At 66.3% G+C, this 17,067-nt stretch carries 18 protein-coding genes; 8 read left to right on the top strand and 10 right to left on the bottom strand.

The annotated features are described in order from the left end of the window. Positions 1 to 1,389, top strand: a complete 1,389-nt coding sequence (locus ACP15H_RS18065; RefSeq protein WP_425067539.1) for an MFS transporter — start codon at positions 1 to 3, stop codon at positions 1,387 to 1,389. Here ACP15H_RS18065 and ACP15H_RS18070 read toward each other — a convergent pair. Continuing rightward, on the bottom strand, positions 1,378 to 2,337 hold the full coding sequence (locus ACP15H_RS18070) for a GlxA family transcriptional regulator (protein ID WP_425067540.1): 960 nt from the start codon (positions 2,335 to 2,337) through the stop codon (positions 1,378 to 1,380). The two genes, ACP15H_RS18065 and ACP15H_RS18070, sit on opposite strands and share 12 nt — an antisense overlap. A gap of 78 nt (positions 2,338 to 2,415) precedes the next feature. Here ACP15H_RS18070 and ACP15H_RS18075 point away from each other — a divergent pair, with 78 nt between their 5' ends. Further along, complete coding sequence (locus tag ACP15H_RS18075) at positions 2,416 to 3,102, top strand: DJ-1/PfpI family protein (RefSeq protein WP_425067541.1); 687 nt, start codon at positions 2,416 to 2,418, stop codon at positions 3,100 to 3,102. A gap of 75 nt (positions 3,103 to 3,177) precedes the next feature. Here ACP15H_RS18075 and ACP15H_RS18080 read toward each other — a convergent pair whose 3' ends face one another. Next, entirely contained in the window at positions 3,178 to 4,026 is an 849-nt protein-coding gene (locus tag ACP15H_RS18080) for an NAD(P)H-binding protein (RefSeq protein ID WP_425067542.1), read from the bottom strand. 118 nt (positions 4,027 to 4,144) lie between these two features. Between ACP15H_RS18080 and ACP15H_RS18085 the strand changes: the two genes are divergently transcribed. Then, the gene (locus ACP15H_RS18085) at positions 4,145 to 4,486 is read left to right on the top strand and encodes a winged helix-turn-helix transcriptional regulator (RefSeq protein WP_425067543.1); all 342 of its coding nucleotides are present in this window, start codon (positions 4,145 to 4,147) and stop codon (positions 4,484 to 4,486) included. Here ACP15H_RS18085 and ACP15H_RS18090 read toward each other — a convergent pair. From ACP15H_RS18090 to ACP15H_RS18110, 5 genes are all read right to left on the bottom strand, one after another. Beyond that, positions 4,483 to 5,031, bottom strand: a complete 549-nt coding sequence (locus ACP15H_RS18090) for a hypothetical protein (protein WP_425067544.1) — start codon at positions 5,029 to 5,031, stop codon at positions 4,483 to 4,485. The two genes, ACP15H_RS18085 and ACP15H_RS18090, sit on opposite strands and share 4 nt — an antisense overlap. Before the next feature lie 59 nt (positions 5,032 to 5,090). Next, positions 5,091 to 6,251 (bottom strand): acyl-CoA dehydrogenase family protein, encoded by a 1,161-nt coding sequence (locus ACP15H_RS18095; RefSeq protein ID WP_425067545.1) that lies wholly within the window; start codon positions 6,249 to 6,251, stop codon positions 5,091 to 5,093. Positions 6,252 to 6,271: 20 nt separating this feature from the next. After that, positions 6,272 to 7,291: an ABC transporter substrate-binding protein gene (locus ACP15H_RS18100; protein ID WP_425067546.1), complete on the bottom strand. Its 1,020-nt coding sequence runs from the start codon at positions 7,289 to 7,291 to the stop codon at positions 6,272 to 6,274. Further along, complete coding sequence (locus tag ACP15H_RS18105; protein ID WP_425067547.1) at positions 7,288 to 8,076, bottom strand: YdcF family protein; 789 nt, start codon at positions 8,074 to 8,076, stop codon at positions 7,288 to 7,290. Before ACP15H_RS18105 ends, ACP15H_RS18100 begins: the two co-directional genes overlap by 4 nt. Before the next feature lie 160 nt (positions 8,077 to 8,236). Further along, a complete protein-coding gene (locus ACP15H_RS18110; RefSeq protein WP_298309615.1) occupies positions 8,237 to 8,536 on the bottom strand; it encodes an HU family DNA-binding protein in 300 nt (99 codons plus the stop codon). A gap of 186 nt (positions 8,537 to 8,722) precedes the next feature. On the opposite strand from ACP15H_RS18110, the gene ACP15H_RS18115 reads away from it, so the two are divergent. The 3 genes from ACP15H_RS18115 to ACP15H_RS18125 are packed head-to-tail and all read left to right on the top strand — an operon-like array spanning position 8,723 to position 11,260. Then, on the top strand, positions 8,723 to 9,619 hold the full coding sequence (locus ACP15H_RS18115; protein ID WP_425067548.1) for an acyl-CoA thioesterase: 897 nt from the start codon (positions 8,723 to 8,725) through the stop codon (positions 9,617 to 9,619). Positions 9,620 to 9,629: 10 nt separating this feature from the next. Further along, positions 9,630 to 9,830, top strand: coding sequence for a hypothetical protein (locus ACP15H_RS18120; RefSeq protein WP_425067549.1), 201 nt, complete (start codon positions 9,630 to 9,632; stop codon positions 9,828 to 9,830). Next, complete coding sequence (locus tag ACP15H_RS18125; protein ID WP_425067550.1) at positions 9,827 to 11,260, top strand: amidase; 1,434 nt, start codon at positions 9,827 to 9,829, stop codon at positions 11,258 to 11,260. Before ACP15H_RS18120 ends, ACP15H_RS18125 begins: the two co-directional genes overlap by 4 nt. A 113-nt stretch (positions 11,261 to 11,373) precedes the next feature. Here the strand turns inward: ACP15H_RS18125 and ACP15H_RS18130 are convergent, their stop codons facing one another. Together ACP15H_RS18130 and ACP15H_RS18135 are read right to left on the bottom strand one after the other, a co-directional pair. Continuing rightward, entirely contained in the window at positions 11,374 to 12,876 is a 1,503-nt protein-coding gene (locus tag ACP15H_RS18130) for an aldehyde dehydrogenase family protein (RefSeq protein ID WP_425067551.1), read from the bottom strand. 77 nt (positions 12,877 to 12,953) lie between these two features. After that, positions 12,954 to 13,409: a VOC family protein gene (locus ACP15H_RS18135; RefSeq protein WP_425067552.1), complete on the bottom strand. Its 456-nt coding sequence runs from the start codon at positions 13,407 to 13,409 to the stop codon at positions 12,954 to 12,956. A gap of 75 nt (positions 13,410 to 13,484) precedes the next feature. On the opposite strand from ACP15H_RS18135, the gene ACP15H_RS18140 reads away from it, so the two are divergent. Together ACP15H_RS18140 and ACP15H_RS18145 are read left to right on the top strand one after the other, a co-directional pair. After that, positions 13,485 to 14,333 carry an amino acid ABC transporter substrate-binding protein gene (locus ACP15H_RS18140; protein ID WP_425067553.1) on the top strand — a complete coding sequence of 283 codons (849 nt, stop codon included), beginning with the start codon at positions 13,485 to 13,487 and terminating at the stop codon, positions 14,331 to 14,333. Between the two features lie 23 nt (positions 14,334 to 14,356). Continuing rightward, the gene (locus ACP15H_RS18145; protein WP_425067554.1) at positions 14,357 to 15,379 is read left to right on the top strand and encodes an LLM class flavin-dependent oxidoreductase; all 1,023 of its coding nucleotides are present in this window, start codon (positions 14,357 to 14,359) and stop codon (positions 15,377 to 15,379) included. Positions 15,380 to 15,403: 24 nt separating this feature from the next. Here ACP15H_RS18145 and ACP15H_RS18150 read toward each other — a convergent pair whose 3' ends face one another. Beyond that, complete coding sequence (locus ACP15H_RS18150; RefSeq protein WP_425067555.1) at positions 15,404 to 16,846, bottom strand: DUF1254 domain-containing protein; 1,443 nt, start codon at positions 16,844 to 16,846, stop codon at positions 15,404 to 15,406. Positions 16,847 to 17,067: the final 221 nt, after the last annotated feature.

Raw genomic sequence — 17,067 nt, forward strand, 5'->3', positions numbered from 1 at the left:
ATGGCCGAACCCGCTTCAGCCGGTCCGCTCCCCGACGGCATGCCCTCGGGGCCACGGCGCCTCGCCGCCGTGGCGACCATCACCATCGGCCTGTCGATGGCGGTGCTCAGCAATTCGATGACCAATCTCGCCCTGCCCTACATCGCGAACGACCTCGCGATCACCGCGGAAAGCTCGATCTGGATCGTCAACGCCTACCAGATCGCCCTGATGATCATGCTGCTGCCGGTGGCGGCACTGGGCGACATTGTAGGCTACCGCACGGTCTATCGCTGGGGCCTGGTCGTCTTCTCGCTGGCCTCGATCGGCTGCGTGCTGGCACCCTCGTTTGCCTGGCTGATCGCCGCGCGCACGTTCCAGGGATTGGGCGGCGCGGCCATCATGGCCATCCAGCCCGCGTTGGTCAGGTCGATCTATCCGCGCGCCGCGCTCGGCCGCGGCCTCGGTTTCAACACCACCGTCGTGGCGACCTCGCTGGCCGCCGGCCCCAGCCTCGGGGCCGCCCTCCTCGCGATCACGAGTTGGCCGATCCTGTTCGCCGTCTACATCCCGCTGGGCGTGATCTCCTTCCTGCTTGCTGCCCGCTACCTGCCGGTGACGACCCATGCCAAGCGCCCGTTCGACGTACTCTCGGCGGTCCTGTCCGGCGGTATGTTCGGCCTGCTGATCTTCGGCATCGACGGCGTCGGCCACGGCCATGCCCTGCCGGTGATTCTCGCGGAGCTGGCCGGCTCGGCCCTGCTCTGCACGCTCTTCGTCTGGCGCCAGCGCAGTCTCGCCGACCCGATGATGCCGATCGACGTCTTCGCCCGGCCGATCTTCTCGCTCTCCATATCGGCCTCGACCTGCACCTTCGCGGCACAGGGCCTCGCCTTCGTCAGCCTGCCCTTCTTCTTCCATACCGTGTTGGGTCGCGACGCCACCGCGACCGGCCTGCTCTTGACGGCATGGCCGCTGGCGCTCGCTGGCGTCGCACCGATCGCCGGCCGGCTGGCCGACCGCCACCATGCCGGCGCGCTCGGTGCAATCGGCCTCACCTGCATGGCCTCGGGCCTGATCCTGACCGCGCTGCTGCCGCCGGACCCGTCCGCCTTCAACATCATGTGGCGGCTGGTCCTGTGCGGCGCGGGTTTCGGCATCTTCGCCTCGCCCAACAACCGGCTGATGATGAACGCCGTACCGCGCGACCGCAGCGGCAGCGCCGGCGGCATCATCGCCTCGGCCCGAACGCTCGGTCAGACTATGGGCTCCGCGTTGGTCGCCCTCGTATTCGGCCTGTTCGATTTCTCGGGCGGGGGTGCCGCCGATGCGGCACGCGCCGCGATCTGGCTGGCCGCCGGCTTTGCCCTCACCGCCCTGATCGTGAGCAGCCTGCGCCTACGGCACTGACGTCGCGTGCATCTCGCGAAACAGCGAGGGCGCCATGCCAAATCGGCGCTCAAAGGCCTGACCGAGCCGGGCCGAGGAGCGCAGGCCGACCCGGCCGGCGATCGCCTTCAGCGGCAGCCCCTTGGCCAATAGCGTGCGCGCCGCGTCGAGCCGCAGCCCCTCGACGAAGTGCGCCGGCGTCTTGCCGGTGGCCTCGACGAACTTGCGATGGAAGCTGCGCTCCGAGAGGCCCGCGCGGGCGGCCAGCGACGGCACGTCGAGCGGTTCGGAGAGATGGGTCTGCATCCACTCGATCAGCCGGGCGAACGGCGCATCGACCTCGGTCTGCGCCTGCAACAGCGGGCTGAACTGCGACTGATAGCCGGGTCGGCGCGCGTAGAGCACGAAGTGCCGCGCGATCAAGTTGGCCGCCGCCGCGCCCAGATCGGCCTCGACCAGCGCCAGCGCCATGTCGATGCCGGTCGTCACGCCGGCCGAGGTCCAGACCTTGCCATCGACGACATAGAGCGCGTCGGCATCCACGGTCAGCGCGGGGAACTTCTCGGCGAGGCGCCCGCAACTTGCCCAGTGCGTGGCCACGCGCTTGCCGTCGAGCAGCCCGGCCGCGGCCAACACGAAGGCGCCGGTGCAGACCGACCCGAAGCGCCGTGTCTGCGGCGCCACCCTGCGCAGCCAGCGCCTTACGTCCTCGCGCGCCAGCACGGCCTTGAGCCCACGCGAACCGCCCGCCACCAACAGCGTGTCGTAGCGCCCACCCAAGCGACGGCTCACCAGCGACACGCCGCAATTGGAAGCGACCGCGCCGCCGTCGGGCGAGACGATTTCCACTTCATAGACAGGACGCTCGCGCCCCTCGTTGGCCGCCCCGAACACGGCGGCGGGCCCGGTCACGTCGAGCAGCTGGCAGCCCTCATAGGCCAGGAGGGCGATGCGGTGGGCTTTTGGCATTGGCAGAAATTACTTTATATTTGTCATTTCTGCCAGAGACGGGATTGCGTAGGGTCCGGCCAACAGAGGAGACATTTCATGGCAGACACGGTTCACATCGGCATCCTGCTCTTTCCAGACGTCACCCAGCTCGACGCGACCGGTCCCGCGCAAGTCCTGTGTCGCGTGCCCAACGCCAAGCTTCACATGATCTGGAAGACGCTCGATCCCGTGCGGACGGACTCCGGCTTCTCGATCGTGCCGACGACCACCTTCGACGACTGCCCGCAGCTCGACGTGATCTGCGTGCCGGGCGGCGGCGGCCAGGTCGCGCTGATGACCGACGAGGAGACGCTCGCCTTCCTGCGCAAGCAGGCCGAGGGGGCGCGCTACGTCACGTCGGTCTGCACCGGCTCGCTGGTGCTCGGCGCCGCGGGGCTCCTCAAGGGATACAAGTCCGCCTGCCACTGGACGTCGCGCGAGTTCCTCCCGGCCTTCGGCGCCATCCCCGTCGCTGAACGCGTCGTGCGCGACCGCAATCGCATCTCGGGCGGCGGCGTCACCGCCGGCATCGATTTCGGACTCACCCTGGTGGCCGAGCTGGCCGGCGAGGAAGTCGCCAAGTCGATCCAGCTCACACTCGAGTACGATCCGCAGCCGCCGTTCGATTCCGGCAGTCCCGAGAAGGCCGGCCCCGAGCGCGTAAACCGCCTGAAGGAGCGCATCCACGCCATGCTGCAGAAGCGCGAGGAGGCCAACCAGGCCGCCGCCGCGCGCTTGGCCTAGCACAGCACAGCACGGCGACGGACGGGACCGTGGCGGCGGCCGGCGCGACAGGCCGCCGATCCCTCCGGTCGAGCGTCAGACGGTGCCCACGAGGCGCTGCAGCACGGCCTCGAGCGTCACGGTCCCGCGACGCATCTCGCCGCCCGGCGGAAAGTCCAGCCGCCCGGCATTGATCGCCTCGTCGAGATCCGCGAGCTTCGCCGCATAGTCGGCCCCGAGGCCCGCCGCCACCAGCGCGGCCACCGACTGTTCGCGCGACGACGGCACCGCGGTCACCGGTTTGCCCAGCAGACGCGACAGGACCGCCGCCGCATCGAGCGCCGAACAGGGCGCCGGCCCCGCGAGATCGACGATGCGCGTCCCCGCTCGCGGATCGAGCAGCAGCTCGGCCACAGCGCGGCCGACATCCAGCGCCGACACGGCCTCGTGGCATTTGTCGAGTGTGGCCTTGCCTGAGGGCAGCACGCCCGCTTCGCGCACGGCCGGCAGCATGCCCGCCCAGTTCTCCAGGAATTCGCCCGGCCGCAGGAACACCAGGGAGGGCGCGACGTCGGCAAGGGCCGCTTCGAAGTCATGCAGCACCTGCACGATGCCGTTGCCCTCGCTGAGATGCGCCCCGACCGACGAGAGCGCCACGACGTGCGGCACCCGTGCGGCGCGAACCGCGGCGGAAATCGACCGGGCCAGGACGCGCGACTCAGACAGCACATCCCGAGCCTGATAGGGCGGGACCAGCATCACGAAGGCGGCCTCCGCGCCCGCGAAGGCCGTGGCGAGGCTTTCGGTATCCGACGCATCGCCTCGGACTGTCTCGACCCCGAGTCCCGGGGCGTGCGCCGGATCGCGCGACACCGCGCGCAGGGCGACACCGCGATGCTTCAGGGCCTCGAGCGCTGCGCCACCGACCTGACCAGTGGCTCCCATGACAACGAACATTGCGACCTCCAGGGTTGGAGGCCGCCCTAGCATTCCGGTACGCTTCTCATAAGTACGCACATTTTTTATACTAGGTATCAGTCATGGTTTTGGAGGCGCGTGCGCGATGGCCGAGACGAAGGCTCCCTGGTGCCCGGTTACGGCGACGGTCGAGGTGATCGGCGGACGCTGGAAGCCCACGATCCTGTTCTATCTGAAGGACCAGCCGCGGCGCTTCAACGAGCTGCGACGCCTCGTTCCCGGCATCACGCAGCGCATGCTGACGCTGCAGCTCCGCGCGCTGGAGCAGGACGGAATCGTGTCGCGCAAGGTGCACGACACAGTGCCGCCTCACGTCGAGTATTCGTTCACGAAAAAGGGAATGAGCCTCGGCCCCATCCTCGATGCGATGGAGGAATGGGGCGATGCGAATCGTCCGCGCAAGCGCGGACGGTCCGAGGGGCGCTAGTTGGCGCCGGCCGTCGCGCTTTCGATGGTGATGGCCTTGCCGGCCGCCATGTCGAACTTGAGACGACGCACATAGTCGAGATCGCGGCCGGTGACGCGCACGAAACGGCTGCCATCGGGATAGTCGATGGCGTGGATCGCCCCGACATCGTAGACGCCGGCGCGGCCGGGTTCGAGGCGATAGGCCTTCACCTGCTCGAGCTTGGCGTCGCCCGCGTCGTTGCCGCCATCGACGCGCTTGTATTCGCTCATGTCGGTGTACTTCACGGCCTGGCCGTAGACGGCCCACGAGGCGCCGTGATCGTGCGGCGGGCTCTTGTGCGGCTTGGGATTGCAATGCGCCAGCACGACGAAGCCGAGGTCCTTGTCCTCATAGAGCTTGCGCGTACCGATCGGCGCGGCCGGGCCGACTGCCTCATCGACAAAGGACGGGTTGGCCAGGAGCTTCTCCAGCAACACGCGAACCTGCTCGCGGCCGGCAGATCCTTCATGCGTCTTGAGCGCGACCTGCGCGTCCTTGACAAACGTATCGAGCGTGTAGGTCATGCGGCAGCTCCTTCAAGCCAGTGGCAGGCGGAAATGATCCGCCTGCCTGCCTCTTCCTGTCAACGACCGCCGAAGATGCGGCGGGCGATCACCATGCGGTGCACTTCCGACGGGCCCTCGTAGACGCGCATGGTGCGGACCTTCTGGGCCATGATCGACAGCGGCAGCTCCTGCGTCACGCCCATGGCGCCGAACGCCTGCTGCGCATGGTCGATGACCTCGCTCGCCATCTCGGTCGCATAGACCTTGATCATCGAGGCTTCCATGCGGACGTCGCGGCCCTCGTCCTGCTTCACCGCGGCATCCATCACCATCAGGCGGCAGGCATGCAGCTTCATCGCCGCATCGGCCACCCACCACTGGACGGCCTGGCGGTCCGAAAGCTTCTCGCCGAAGGTGACGCGCTGGCTGGCATGCTCGACCAGCATGTCGAGCGCCCGCTGTGCCATGCCGACGCACCACGAGCCCATCTGCAGGCGGCGAATCGTGAGGCGCATCTGCATGGGCGCGAAGCCCGCACCGATGCGGCCGAGCACCTGCGTCTCCGGTACGCGGCAATCCTCGAACACGACCTCGTAGGTGCGTTGGCCGGCCAGCATCGGGATGGCCCGGGCCACGACGAGACCGGGCGTGCCCTTGTCGATCAGGAAGGCGGTGATGCCGCCGCGGGCGCCGAGATTGGGGTCGGTCACCGCCATGGCGATGGTGAAATCGGCCTTGGCGATACGGCTGATCCAGATCTTGCGACCGTTGATCACCCAGTCGGTCCCGTCCTTCACCGCCCGGGTCTTCATGCCGGCCGGATCGCCGCCTGCGCCGGGCTCGGAGATGGCGATCGCCGAGCTGGTCTCGCCCGCCGCATAGGGTTCGAGGTACTTCTTGCGCTGCTCGGGGCTCGCGGTCGCCAGCAGCATGTGCAGGTTGGGCGAGTCGGGCGGGAAGGTGAAGGGCACGCAGGTGTAGCCCAGCTCCTCGTTGACGCCAACCAGCGCCACGGCCGGCAGATTGGCGCCGCCGGCTTCCTCCGGCACGTCGAGCGCCCACAGGCCGAGATCCTTGCACTGCTTGAAGAGCTTGGCGTTCTCGTCGTCGGACAGCGACGCCTGCTGGCCCGTGGCGAAACGCTCGAGGACGTTCTTCTCGAGCGGCATGAGTTCGTTGCGCACGAACTTCTTCACGAGATCGCGCAGCATCTGATGTTCTTCGTTGACCTGGTACATTGCAGCTCCTCCTGATCCGATCACTTCGGCTTTCCGATACCCTTGTTCACGAAGTCGAGCGTATAGGCCCGGGCTACGTCCAGCCCCCTCGGCAACACGTCGACATCGACCATCGAATGATAGAAGCCCCGCCAGCGCGCATCCGTCATGGCGCCGATTCCGCCCTGCAATGCATCCCCCGACATCACGATTCCACGCTCGTTCATCATCTTGATCGCATACTCGATACGATCATCCGTCTGTTCCGGATTGACCCTTTTGATGAGCGCATTGGCGGCCTCGGTGGCCGGCCCGCCTTCGAGATACTGCGCCCAGCCCTGGAGCGTGGTATCGACGAAGCGCTGGATCAGGTCGCGCTTGTCGGTCGCGAGCTTGCGCGAGATGGCGATGGTGGTCTGGTAGGCACTGAAGCCTGCATCGGCGATCAACAGGTACGGCGGCATGCGCCCGATGGCCTTCGAGATCGAATAGGGCTCCGACGAGATGAAGCCCTGCTGCACGACGTTCCTGTCGGCGAGATAGGGCGCCATGTTGAACGTGTAGGGCCGGAGCTGGTCGTCGCTCAGTCCGAACTTCCTGCGGAGATAGGGCCAGTAGGTGACGCGCCCGCCGCTGCCGATCAGCAAGGTACGCCCCTTCAGATCGTCGAAGCCGTCGAAGCCGGTGTCGGGATGGCCGATCAGGACCTGCGGATCCTTCTGGAAGATCGAGGCGATGGTGAAGAACGGCGCGTTCTCGCGCAGATAGGTGAAGGCCTCGAAGCTGTTCGACATGGTCATGTCGACACGGCCCGTCAGCAGCAGCTGGCCGATGTTGAGGCTCGGCCCGCCCTGCCGGATCTCGCAGTCGATGCCGGCCCTTCGGTACAGGCCGGCGGCCAGCGCCTGATAATAGCCGCCATGCTCGGCCTGGGCGCGCCAGTCGGTCTGGAAGACCAGCTTGTCGAACGACTGTGCTCGGGCGGACCGGGCGAGCGGCGCGAGCAAGCTGCCGGCGGCGAGGCCAAGGGCAGCCCGACGATCGAGGCGATAGGCGGTCATTGGGCGAGCCTCTCCCCGCGACGGTCGAAGGAGAGCGCGACCAGTTCCCTCAGCGCCCGGTTCGAAAAATTCAGGGCCGCGACGGAGGGCAGCCAGCGGTCCCACCAGGGCATCGCCGCGTCCGGCGGGCTCCAGTCGACGCCGAACATCGCAAAATCGAGCCCACCCTTCGACGCGAGTTTTGCCGCGCGCGGCACGTGATAGGCAGAGGTGATGATCGCGACGCGCCCGCCCTTCACGATGTCGCGCACGTTGGCGATGTTCTCGATCGTGTTGAGCGCCTTGCCTTCGGAGACGATCGCTTCGTTGGGAACGCCGAGGTCGAGCAGGAAGCGCCGCATGGCCTCGGCCTCGGTGGTGGCCGGACCGCCCTGCTGTTCGATGAACGAGCCGCCGCTCACGATGATCTTCGGTGCCGCCCCCGCACGATAGAGACGCGCGGCCTGCCAGATGCGATCGGACCCTTCCGTCAGCTCGGGCTCGGTGGTGTGCGGCGGCGAGGCCGGCGCGATGCCGCCGCCCAGCACGACGATCGCCTCATAGCAGCAGGACGGGTTGCCGGCCGTGAGTGCGCGGGCCTTGGACTCGAGCAGGCCGACCAGCATTCCCGATACCGGTGGAAAGGACAGGACGAGCGTCTGGAAGATCGAAAGGCCAAGGACGGTGGCGGCGAGCCGGCGCCAGCCCATCAGCCGGATCGCGAGCCACAACACGACACCGACGGCCAGCGAAGCCGGCGGCACCATCAGGGTGGCAAGGATCTTCAGGAGGATGAATGTGTTCATGCCGGCTCGCGTCGCGCTCCGGCTATACTAGAACAAGGCGCGGCAGGCTCGTTCAAACGCGTGTGATGATCGCCCTGCGATGACAGGAGCTCGCGCACAAAAAGAAGGGCGGGTCCGGCCTGCGCCGGAACCCGCCCAATCTTGACTCGTGGAGAACGAGTTAGATCGCGTCCTTGAGATCCTTCGCGACGCGGAAGGCAACCTTCTTCGACGCCTTGATCTTGATCGCTTCGCCAGTCGCCGGGTTGCGGCCCATGCGCGCCGGACGGGCGCGGACCTGCAGGATGCCGAGGCCGGTGATGCGAACCTTGGCGCCCTTCTTGAGGTGACGAACGACCAGGCCGACGAACTCGTCGAGAGCGCCGCTCGCGTCCTTCTTGGTCATGCCCGTCTTTTCGGCCAGCTCAGCTGCGACCTTCGAAAGCGGAATGGTGGGAACGGTAGTGGGTTTGGTAGCCATGTTGAGGGGGTCCCTTACATTTCTTGGTTTCGCCAACGTCTCCTGACGCCCCAGGGCACCGTTGACGGCGCCAAGGTTATCCACGAATCGATCCCCCGCAAGTGCGGAATGCGCGGAAAATGTCGATTTTTGGGGCTTTTTGGGCCATCAAAGCCAGTCATCCACAGATTGCAGAGAGCATCAAGCGTGTCGAGCCCCGCCCTGATCCCGACTTTCAGCACCGCCGTGAACACGTGGCAGTGCGACGAGAACAACCACCTGAACGTCCAATTCTACACCGAGTTCGCCCATGAGGCCTCGGCCAGCCTGCTGGCGAGCCTGGGCTTCGGACCGCGCGCGCAGCGCGCGGCCGGCGCCGTGACGCGAGCGTCCGACGACCATGTCCGCTACGTTCGCGAGTTCCGCGTGGTCGAACCGGTCGAGGTCCATTCTGCGCCGGTCGAAGTCGGCGAGCGCGAGATCGTCGCCTATCACGAAGTGCGCAATCCCGCGAAGGGCGAGGTCGCTGCCACGATCCGTCGCACCATCACCTGCAACCGTCCGTGGCCCGCCGAATTTCGTGCACGCGCCAAAGCGGCATGCATCGCTCTGCCCGATACGGCGAAGCCCCGCAGCGTCGGCAAACTCTCTCTGCCCGACCTGACCCTCGCCGAAGCAGCATCGGTCGGCCTGATCGAGGTCGGCCGGACGCAGATCACGCCCGACGAATGCGACGAGAGGGCTGAATTTCTGCCGCGCCACCAGTTCGGCCGGTATTCCGACGGGGCGCCGGTTCTGTGGAACCATCTGGGCTTCGACCGGGCCGCCATGCAGGAGCGCGAGGAAGGTTCGGTCGTGGTCGAGATGCTGAACCACTATCGCCGGCCGTTGCAGGCCGGAGACCTCGCCGTTGTGATGAGCGGTCTGGCGAGCTTCTCCGACAAGGTCGTCGTCTTCACCCACTTCCTGTTCGAGGCGGAGAGCGGCACGCTTGCTGCTTGTGCCGAGGCGGTGGGCATGAAGTTCGATCAGAAGGTCCGCAAGATCATGACCTTCACGCCCGAGGATCGCGCCCGGCTGGAAGCCTGCCGGCTCAAGCTCTGAGGAGACGGTGATGGACGAGAAGACGAAGACGGCCGCCGGCATTGCCGCGGGCCTGCAGGGCATGACCTACGACGACAAGCGGCTGGCCGAGCTGGCGGCCGAGGTCGAGATCCTGAACGATGCCGTACGCAAGGCCGCCGCCCAGCGCCTCACCTTCGACGACGAACCGGCCGCGTTCGCCAGCGTCATGGCGAAGGCAGCCCGCACATGAGTCCCGCAATAAGGAATGACGATCTCGCCCTCGAGGATCTGACGGCGATCGCCGACGCCATCGCAGAGGGACGCATCACCTCGGTCGAAGCCACCGAAGCCTGCCTCGCGCGCATCGAGACCTGGCAGCCGCGCACCAATGCCTTTCTCCGCGTCTACCGGGAAAAGGCGCTGGCCCAGGCGAAGGCGATGGACGCCGAACTCGCCGCCGGCAAGAGCCGCGGGCCACTGCACGGCGTGCCGATGGCGCACAAGGACATGTACTACCGCAAGGGCGAGGTCTCGACCGGCGGCAGTGCGATCCGTCGCGACTGGACGGCGCCCGTTACGGCGACGGTGCTGGGCAAGCTCGACGCGGCCGGCGTGGTCGAGCTGGGTTTCCTCAACATGGCGGAGTTCGCCGCCGGCCCGACCGGACACAATGTCCATCACGGCCATTGCCGCAACCCGTGGGACCAGACGCGCGTGACCGGCGGAAGTTCCAGCGGCTCGGGCGCCTCGGTGGCTGCCCGCATGGTCTACGGCGCCCTCGGTTCCGATACGGGCGGTTCCATCCGCCTCCCGGCGGCCGCCTGCGGCGTCGTCGGCATGAAGGCCACCTATGGCCGCGTGAGCCGCGCCGGCGCGGTCGCGCGTTCGTGGAGCCTCGATCATGTCGGCCCACTGACCCGAACCGTGCGCGACAATGCCCGCATGCTCTCGGTCATCGCCGGCCACGATCCAGACGATTCGACGACCAGCGAGAAGCCGGTACCGGACTACGAAGCGCTGCTCGACGGCGGCGTCGCCGGCTTGCGCATCGGGCTTGCGTTGCCGAAGGAAGGACTTGCGCCCCTGGACGCAAAGATCGGCGCGGCAATCCAGGCCGCCGCCGACGCGCTGGGCCGATTGGGCGCCAAGGTCTCGACCGTCACCCTGCCCGACTTCACCGCGCTCTACCGCGCGGCCGAAGTGATGGTGAAATGCGAGGCGGCCGCCATGCACCGGCCGTGGATGGAGAAGACGCCGGAGCTCTACGCAAATCAGGTGCGTACGCGCATGGAGGCGGGGTTCTTCATTCCGGCGACGCAATATATCGACGCGCTGCGGCTGCGCGCCCACTTCGTGAAGGAGTTCCTATCGACGGCGATGGAGGCCGTCGATGCCGTGCTGCTGCCGGCCATCCCCTTCCCTCTGCCCACGATCGAGGAAACCGATACGGAAACGAAGGGCGGTCCGGCGGTACTGAAGATGGTGGCGGGCTTTACCGGCCTCACCCGTCCGTTCAATACGCTCGGCATTCCGGCGCTGTCGGTGCCGTGCGGCTTCGACGTCAATGGCGCGCCGATCGGAATGCAACTGGTCGGCCGGCCGTTCGACGAGGCGATGCTCTACCGGATCGGTCACGCCTATCAGGGGGCGACCGACTTTCACACGCGGGTGCCGCAATAAGAGAAAGGTCCCTCGCTAACGCTCGGGATGACAATTTTTCTTGGAGCGACGTACTGCGCCAACTCTCCCAATAATGTCATCCCGTGCGTGGCGAGGGACCTTTACTCAAACCGTCAGACCGCGAGGTTGACCGTCACGCTCTTGCGTTGCGTGAAGCTGTCGAGCATGCCTTCGAGCGAGAATTCGCGGCCGAGGCCGCTCTGCTTGTAGCCGCCGTACGACATCCCGGGCGTCTGGCCACCGCCCTGGTTGACCTGCACCCAGCCCGATTCGATCGCGTGCGCGGCGCGCAGGCCTTTGCCGATATCGTGCGTCCAGACATAGGCCGCGAGACCGTAATGGCTGTCGTTGGCCATGCGGATCGCCTCGGCCTCGTCGCTCCAGCGGATCGCCACCAGCACCGGCCCGAAGATCTCCTCGCGGGCGAGACGCCAGTCGTTCGAGCGGTCGGCGAACACGGTCGGCATGGTGAAGTAGCCTTCGCTCAACGGGCCGGTCTTGGGCGGCAGACCGCCGAACACCAGCTTGGCGTCGGAACGGGCGAGCCCGTCTTCGACGTACTTGCAGACCTTGCTGTACTGCTTGTTGTTGATGATGGTCCCGATGTCGCTCGCCTCGTCGAGCGGATCGCCGATCTTCAGCGTCGTGGTCTTCTTCTCCAGCTTCGCGAGGAAGCTGTCGAAGATGTCCTCATGCAGGAACATGCGCGAGCCGGCCGTGCAGCTCTGACTCTGGCGGGTGAAGCGCATGGCGTTGATGATGCCGTCGACCGCCCAATCCTCGTCGGCATCCGGATAGACGATCGAGGGGCTCTTGCCGCCCAGTTCGAGCGAGACCGGCACGATCCGCTCGGCCGCGGCGCGCATGATCACCTTGCCGACCTCGGTCGAGCCGGTGAAGGAGAGCTTGCGGATCTTCGGGTGGTTGGCCAGCGGGCCGCCGCACTCCGCGCCGTAGCCGGTCAGCACGTTCAACACGCCGGGCGGCAGGAAGTCCTGGCAGATGTCGGCCATCAGCAGTACCGCCATCGGCGCGTCCTCGGCCGCCTTCATGACCAGCACGTTGCCGGCGCACAAAGCGGGCGCGATCTTGAGCGCGCCCAGCATGACCGGCGCGTTCCACGGGATGATGGCGCCGACGATGCCGATCGGCTCGCGCCGCGTGTAGGACAGCACGTGCTCGCCCAGCGGCACGGTCTCGCCCTTGAGCTCTGAGCCGAGGCCCCCGAAGTAGCGGAAGATGTCGGCGGCCAGCTTGGCCTCGCCGCGCGCCTGGGTGCGCAGCGCATTGCCGGTTTCGAGCGCGATGGTCCGCGCCATCTCTTCGCTGCGCGCCTCGAGTACCTCGGCGATCTTGAGCAGGATCTTGCCGCGCTCGCGCGGCACGACGTTCTTCCAGGCGGGGAACGCTTTTTCGGCGGCCTCGACGGCGGCGTTGACGTCGGCTTCGGCCGCGCGCGGCACCTCGGCCACGGCCGTGCGCTTGCCGGGATTCTCGATGGTGATGCGGGCGCCGGACGCGCTCTCGACCCACTTGCCGCCGATCAGCATGCCCTTGGGCTTGTAGGTATTGGCCGGCTGGGCCTGGGTCTTCATTTCGGCAGTGGCGGTCGACATTGGCGGTCCTCCGGGATCCAGAAAAACGGGCCGGAGTTTGGCCCGCAGGGCGCCGCGCCACAAGCAGAACGACCGGCCTACGCCTTCTTCTTCGGGGGCTTGCGCTTCCGCTTCGCGGTCAGTTCGCCGTACTTCATCCCTTCCAGCTTCAGCCCGTCGGGGTCGAGGAAGAAGACGGCGTAGTAGTCCTCGTAATACTCCCCGGCGGCATCGACGATGCGTACGCCCTGACCTTCGAGATAGGCCTGCAGCGCGTCGACATCCTTCCGACTGCGCAGCTGGAAGGCATAATGGTGAAGGCCGACATCGCCGATCCGGTGCGTCTTGCGCCCTTCCGCCGGCGCGATCCAGAAACGCGTGCTGCCGTTGGTCCAGCCGATGGTGGACGGGTACTCGTCCGACACCTGGAAACCCAGGAACTCGAACAGGCCGCCATAGAAGGCCTTCGATTTTTCATAGTCCCTGACCCGAATGGAAATGTGGTCGATGCCGGTGACACGGGATGCGGGAGCCGACTTCCTGGAACGGGCCATGACTTCCTCCGGATTTCCGGTGGCGGCAACGGGCCGAATATCGGATTGTTTCGCCGTCATTCAAAGAGGGACGAGATGAAGCGATTCCTGAGCGGCCTTGCCGTGACCCTGGGCTTCCTGGCCGCCGGCAGCGCCTGGGCGGGCACCCTGGACGATATCGCCAAGAACGGCGTGCTCCGCGGCGGCTTCCGCGAGAACGCCCATCCCTTCGCCTACAAGGGCCCCAACGGCCAGCCCGCCGGCTTCATGGTCCAGCTCTGCGAGGCGGTTGCCAAGGACATCGCCCAGCAGCTCAAGCTGCCGGGCCTCAAGGTCGAGTTCGTGCCCGTCACCACCGAAAACCGCCTCGACATGATCAAGCAGGGCAAGATCGACCTGCTCTGCGACTCGCTCACCGAGACGCTCGACCGCCGTGCCGTGGTCGACTTTTCCATCACCACCTTCGTCGACGGCACGAGCTTCGCCATCCGCAACGACGGGCCGCGCGACATGCAGGATCTCGCCGGCAAGAAGGTCGGCGCGGTTGCCGGCACCCTGACGGAAGAAGAACTTCGCAAGGCGCTGGCCTCGCTCCAGATCAAAGCCACCATCGTCCCCTTCACCGACTTCACGGTGGCCATGACGGCGCTGGAGAAGGGCGAGATCGCCGCCTACTTCGCCGGCGGCGCGATGCTCACCGCGATGATCAAGGACCACAAGGACGCCGCCCGCATTCTGCTGGCGAACACCTATCTCAGCCTCGAGCCCTTCGCCCTCGCCATGAAGCTGGGCGAAGGCCCCTTCCGCCTGGCCGTCGACCGGGCGCTGAGCCACATCTACCGATCGGGCCAGATCGCCACGATCTTCGGCGACGTGTTCGGCAAGAACGCACGGCCGACGCAGCAACTCCAGACGCTCTATATGATCGCGACCTTGCCGGAATAGGTCGCAAGGCCCATCTCCAGCCGATGTCACGTCCCTTCCGCCTCTCCGTGCTGGACCAGTCGATCGCCGTTTCAGGCCGGCCGCAGGACCAGTCCATCCGCAACACCGTGTCGCTCGCCCAGCGCTGCGAGGCTCTGGGTTACGAGCGCTTCTGGGTGTCGGAGCATCACAACCATCCTACCATCGTCGGGACCGCACCCGAGATCGTGATGGCGGCGATCGCGGCGACGACGGAGCGAATCCGCATCGGCAGTGCCGGAATCATGTTGCCGCACTACTCGCCGTTCAAGGTGGCCGAGGTCTTTCGCGTGCTCGACGCCCTGGCGCCGGGGCGCATCGACATGGGCCTCGGGCGCGCGCCTGGCTCGGACGGGCGCACCGCCTTCGCCCTCAATCCCGCGGCCAACGAACGGCCCGAACATTTTCCGGCCGACGTGCGCGACCTGATCGCCTGGGTCCACAACGAACCGCTGGTCGAGCGCCATCCCTTCGCGACGGTGAAGGCCTTTCCCCAGAGCCCGACGGCACCGGAGGCCTGGATCCTCGGCAGTTCCGACTACGGCGCCCAGGTCGCGGCGCTGTTCGGCCTGCCCTACTGCTATGCCTGGTTCTTCAGCGACGGCGCCGGCGGCGAGCGTGCCATAGACCTCTACAAGAAGAACTACCGCCCGAGCGCGCGCCATCCCGAACCGCATTCCGCCCTCTGCGTCTGGGCGCTGGCCGCCGACACGATGGAAAAGGCCCAGTACCATTTCACGTCGCGGGCGCTGAGCCGGATCAATCGCGACAAGAACATCCTGGGCCCGTTGCTGCCGCCCGACGAGGCGGCGCAGGCGCCTGTCACCGCCTACGAAGCGGCGAAGATGGAACAGTTCCGCAAGGACTCGTTCGTCGGCACCGGCCCCGAAGTGGCGGCACGCATCACCGAACTCAAGGAGCGGGTCGGCGTCGACGAGATGGCCGTCGTCACCTGGACCCACGACGAGCAGGTCCGTCGCGACAGCTACACCGAACTCGCCAAAGCCTACGGCTTCGCGCCTGTCTGATCCTACAATGTCGAGTGCGTCGAACTAAGAGACCCGCTTCAAGCCGGGAGGCTGCCAGGAACCATCCCCCACGGGCAGGATCGACGGCGGCGACGTCTTGGGCCAGTAGAGGCGCATCACCAGATAGATCGGGCCGTTCGGAGCGGGAAGCCAGTTGCTTTCCTTGTCCGCTCCCGGCGACTTGTTCTGGATGTAGAGCGTCAGAGAGCCATCCGCATTCGTCTTCAGCGACGGAAGCATCGGCGAGTTGATGAGATAGCGGTTGATCGGATTCTCGATCAGCAGCTGGGTCTTGCCGTCATACATCGTCAGCGACCAGAAGGCGTTGACCGGGGGGAGCTGACCGGCCGGGAACGTGAGCACATAGTTGTTCGCACTGCCGTCCAGCGTTTTGCCATCGCCGTCGCTGCGCGTCAGAGGATAGGTCGCCTCCTCGGCGTCGTTGCCGTAGATGCCGCCGCGGGCGCCGGCCGCCCGCTTCATCCAGTCCCCATTGTAGAAGGCGCTGTCACCGAACAGCGAACTCACCCGCCAGCCGTTGACCGCCTTTCCCGCCGCAGCGACGGCCGCATCGACCTTGCGGTCGCCCGCCTTCATCCCCAGCAGGATCTCGGCCTTGTCCTCGAGCGACAGGTCTTTGAAATTGAAGGTCTTGCCTGGACCGATGCCGATGCTGGCCAGCCTGGCGCGAATATCCTTTTCGTTCGGCTGTTCCGGGGCGAACTGAAGCGCAAAATCGAGGAACTCGAAGAAGTTCAGCTTCACCAACTCCTTGTCGAACTTCGGGAAGTCGATGGCAGGCGCCGGCGGAGGCGCTGACTGGCCGAGGTACGCAGACAGCGTTCGCACCTGATAGCCCGCCTGAACCTTCTTGACGTTGTCCAGGTCAGCCACGTCGAAAAGCTGGGTGCGATACGCGGCCAGCGTGAATTGCGTGCTCGACCTGAAGAGCTTCCTGATGCCGGGTGGCGTGGCCCCCTTCCAGTCCGGTCCGACGACCATATAGTCACCGGCGTCGCTTCCCGTCGCACGGCTCCCCATGTACCCGTAGTTGTAGGTGTTGCCATCGCAAAGCATGACCGAGTAGTAGCGCTTGGGATCAACGGCGGGGACCGAGAGAACGATCGGCTCCGCCCTCAGATCCAGCCACGCCAGCGAATAGGGCGTGTCGCTGTTCGGTGTCGGAATCGCCGTGTCCTTGTAAGTGAAGACGTTGGGTTCGTTCTTGATCTGGTTGAACGGAGCCTTGAACTGGCTCGACGTCCGATCGACCGCGTACTCGTACATGACGCCGTAGTTCATCACGATCGGCAAGCCGTAGATGAATCCCTCTTCGGCGATATCCCGGGCCTTGAAGAATCCGGGTCGGCCGCCGCTCGACTGCGCGCGCGCACCGTTGAGGGGCGAAGCCGCGAGGGGCAGGGCAGCGGCGGCGCCAGTTTGAAGGAGTTGGCGTTTCGTCAGCATGTCCGCATCCCGTCTTTTCGATTATCGCGCCTGGAGGCCGCGCGCTCGGAAAGTAACTTACTCCGATTCAGTCTTTCAATCCGATCCCAAACCGATTGACGGCAATCAGTCTGTTGAGCCCATTCACACGCCCTGCATTTGCAGTGTCCCGAGGGCGTTGCTTGGTCTCGGTCGGCGGCCCCCAATCCAAAAGCAAAGGCTTGGCACCATGCGGATCGCCA

Origin of the sequence: Reyranella sp., from assembly GCF_965249915.1 — a bacterium.
In the GTDB taxonomy this organism is placed as follows: domain Bacteria; phylum Pseudomonadota; class Alphaproteobacteria; order Reyranellales; family Reyranellaceae; genus Reyranella.

Bases quoted from the DNA above. Each gene is read 5' to 3' on its own strand.
- ACP15H_RS18135 (WP_425067552.1), bottom strand. From the start codon at position 13,409: ATGGCCCGTTCCAGGAAGTCGGCTCCCGCATCCCGTGTCACCGGCATC.
- ACP15H_RS18120 (WP_425067549.1), top strand. From the start codon at position 9,630: ATGGACGAGAAGACGAAGACGGCCGCCGGCATTGCCGCGGGCCTGCAG.
- ACP15H_RS18145 (WP_425067554.1), top strand. From the start codon at position 14,357: ATGTCACGTCCCTTCCGCCTCTCCGTGCTGGACCAGTCGATCGCCGTT.
- ACP15H_RS18085 (WP_425067543.1), top strand. From the start codon at position 4,145: ATGGCCGAGACGAAGGCTCCCTGGTGCCCGGTTACGGCGACGGTCGAG.
- ACP15H_RS18130 (WP_425067551.1), bottom strand. From the start codon at position 12,876: ATGTCGACCGCCACTGCCGAAATGAAGACCCAGGCCCAGCCGGCCAAT.
- ACP15H_RS18100 (WP_425067546.1), bottom strand. From the start codon at position 7,291: ATGACCGCCTATCGCCTCGATCGTCGGGCTGCCCTTGGCCTCGCCGCC.
- ACP15H_RS18065 (WP_425067539.1), top strand. From the start codon at position 1: ATGGCCGAACCCGCTTCAGCCGGTCCGCTCCCCGACGGCATGCCCTCG.
- ACP15H_RS18150 (WP_425067555.1), bottom strand. From the start codon at position 16,846: ATGCTGACGAAACGCCAACTCCTTCAAACTGGCGCCGCCGCTGCCCTG.
- ACP15H_RS18110 (WP_298309615.1), bottom strand. From the start codon at position 8,536: ATGGCTACCAAACCCACTACCGTTCCCACCATTCCGCTTTCGAAGGTC.
- ACP15H_RS18075 (WP_425067541.1), top strand. From the start codon at position 2,416: ATGGCAGACACGGTTCACATCGGCATCCTGCTCTTTCCAGACGTCACC.
- ACP15H_RS18125 (WP_425067550.1), top strand. From the start codon at position 9,827: ATGAGTCCCGCAATAAGGAATGACGATCTCGCCCTCGAGGATCTGACG.
- ACP15H_RS18070 (WP_425067540.1), bottom strand. From the start codon at position 2,337: ATGCCAAAAGCCCACCGCATCGCCCTCCTGGCCTATGAGGGCTGCCAG.
- ACP15H_RS18090 (WP_425067544.1), bottom strand. From the start codon at position 5,031: ATGACCTACACGCTCGATACGTTTGTCAAGGACGCGCAGGTCGCGCTC.
- ACP15H_RS18140 (WP_425067553.1), top strand. From the start codon at position 13,485: ATGAAGCGATTCCTGAGCGGCCTTGCCGTGACCCTGGGCTTCCTGGCC.
- ACP15H_RS18105 (WP_425067547.1), bottom strand. From the start codon at position 8,076: ATGAACACATTCATCCTCCTGAAGATCCTTGCCACCCTGATGGTGCCG.
- ACP15H_RS18095 (WP_425067545.1), bottom strand. From the start codon at position 6,251: ATGTACCAGGTCAACGAAGAACATCAGATGCTGCGCGATCTCGTGAAG.
- ACP15H_RS18080 (WP_425067542.1), bottom strand. From the start codon at position 4,026: ATGGGAGCCACTGGTCAGGTCGGTGGCGCAGCGCTCGAGGCCCTGAAG.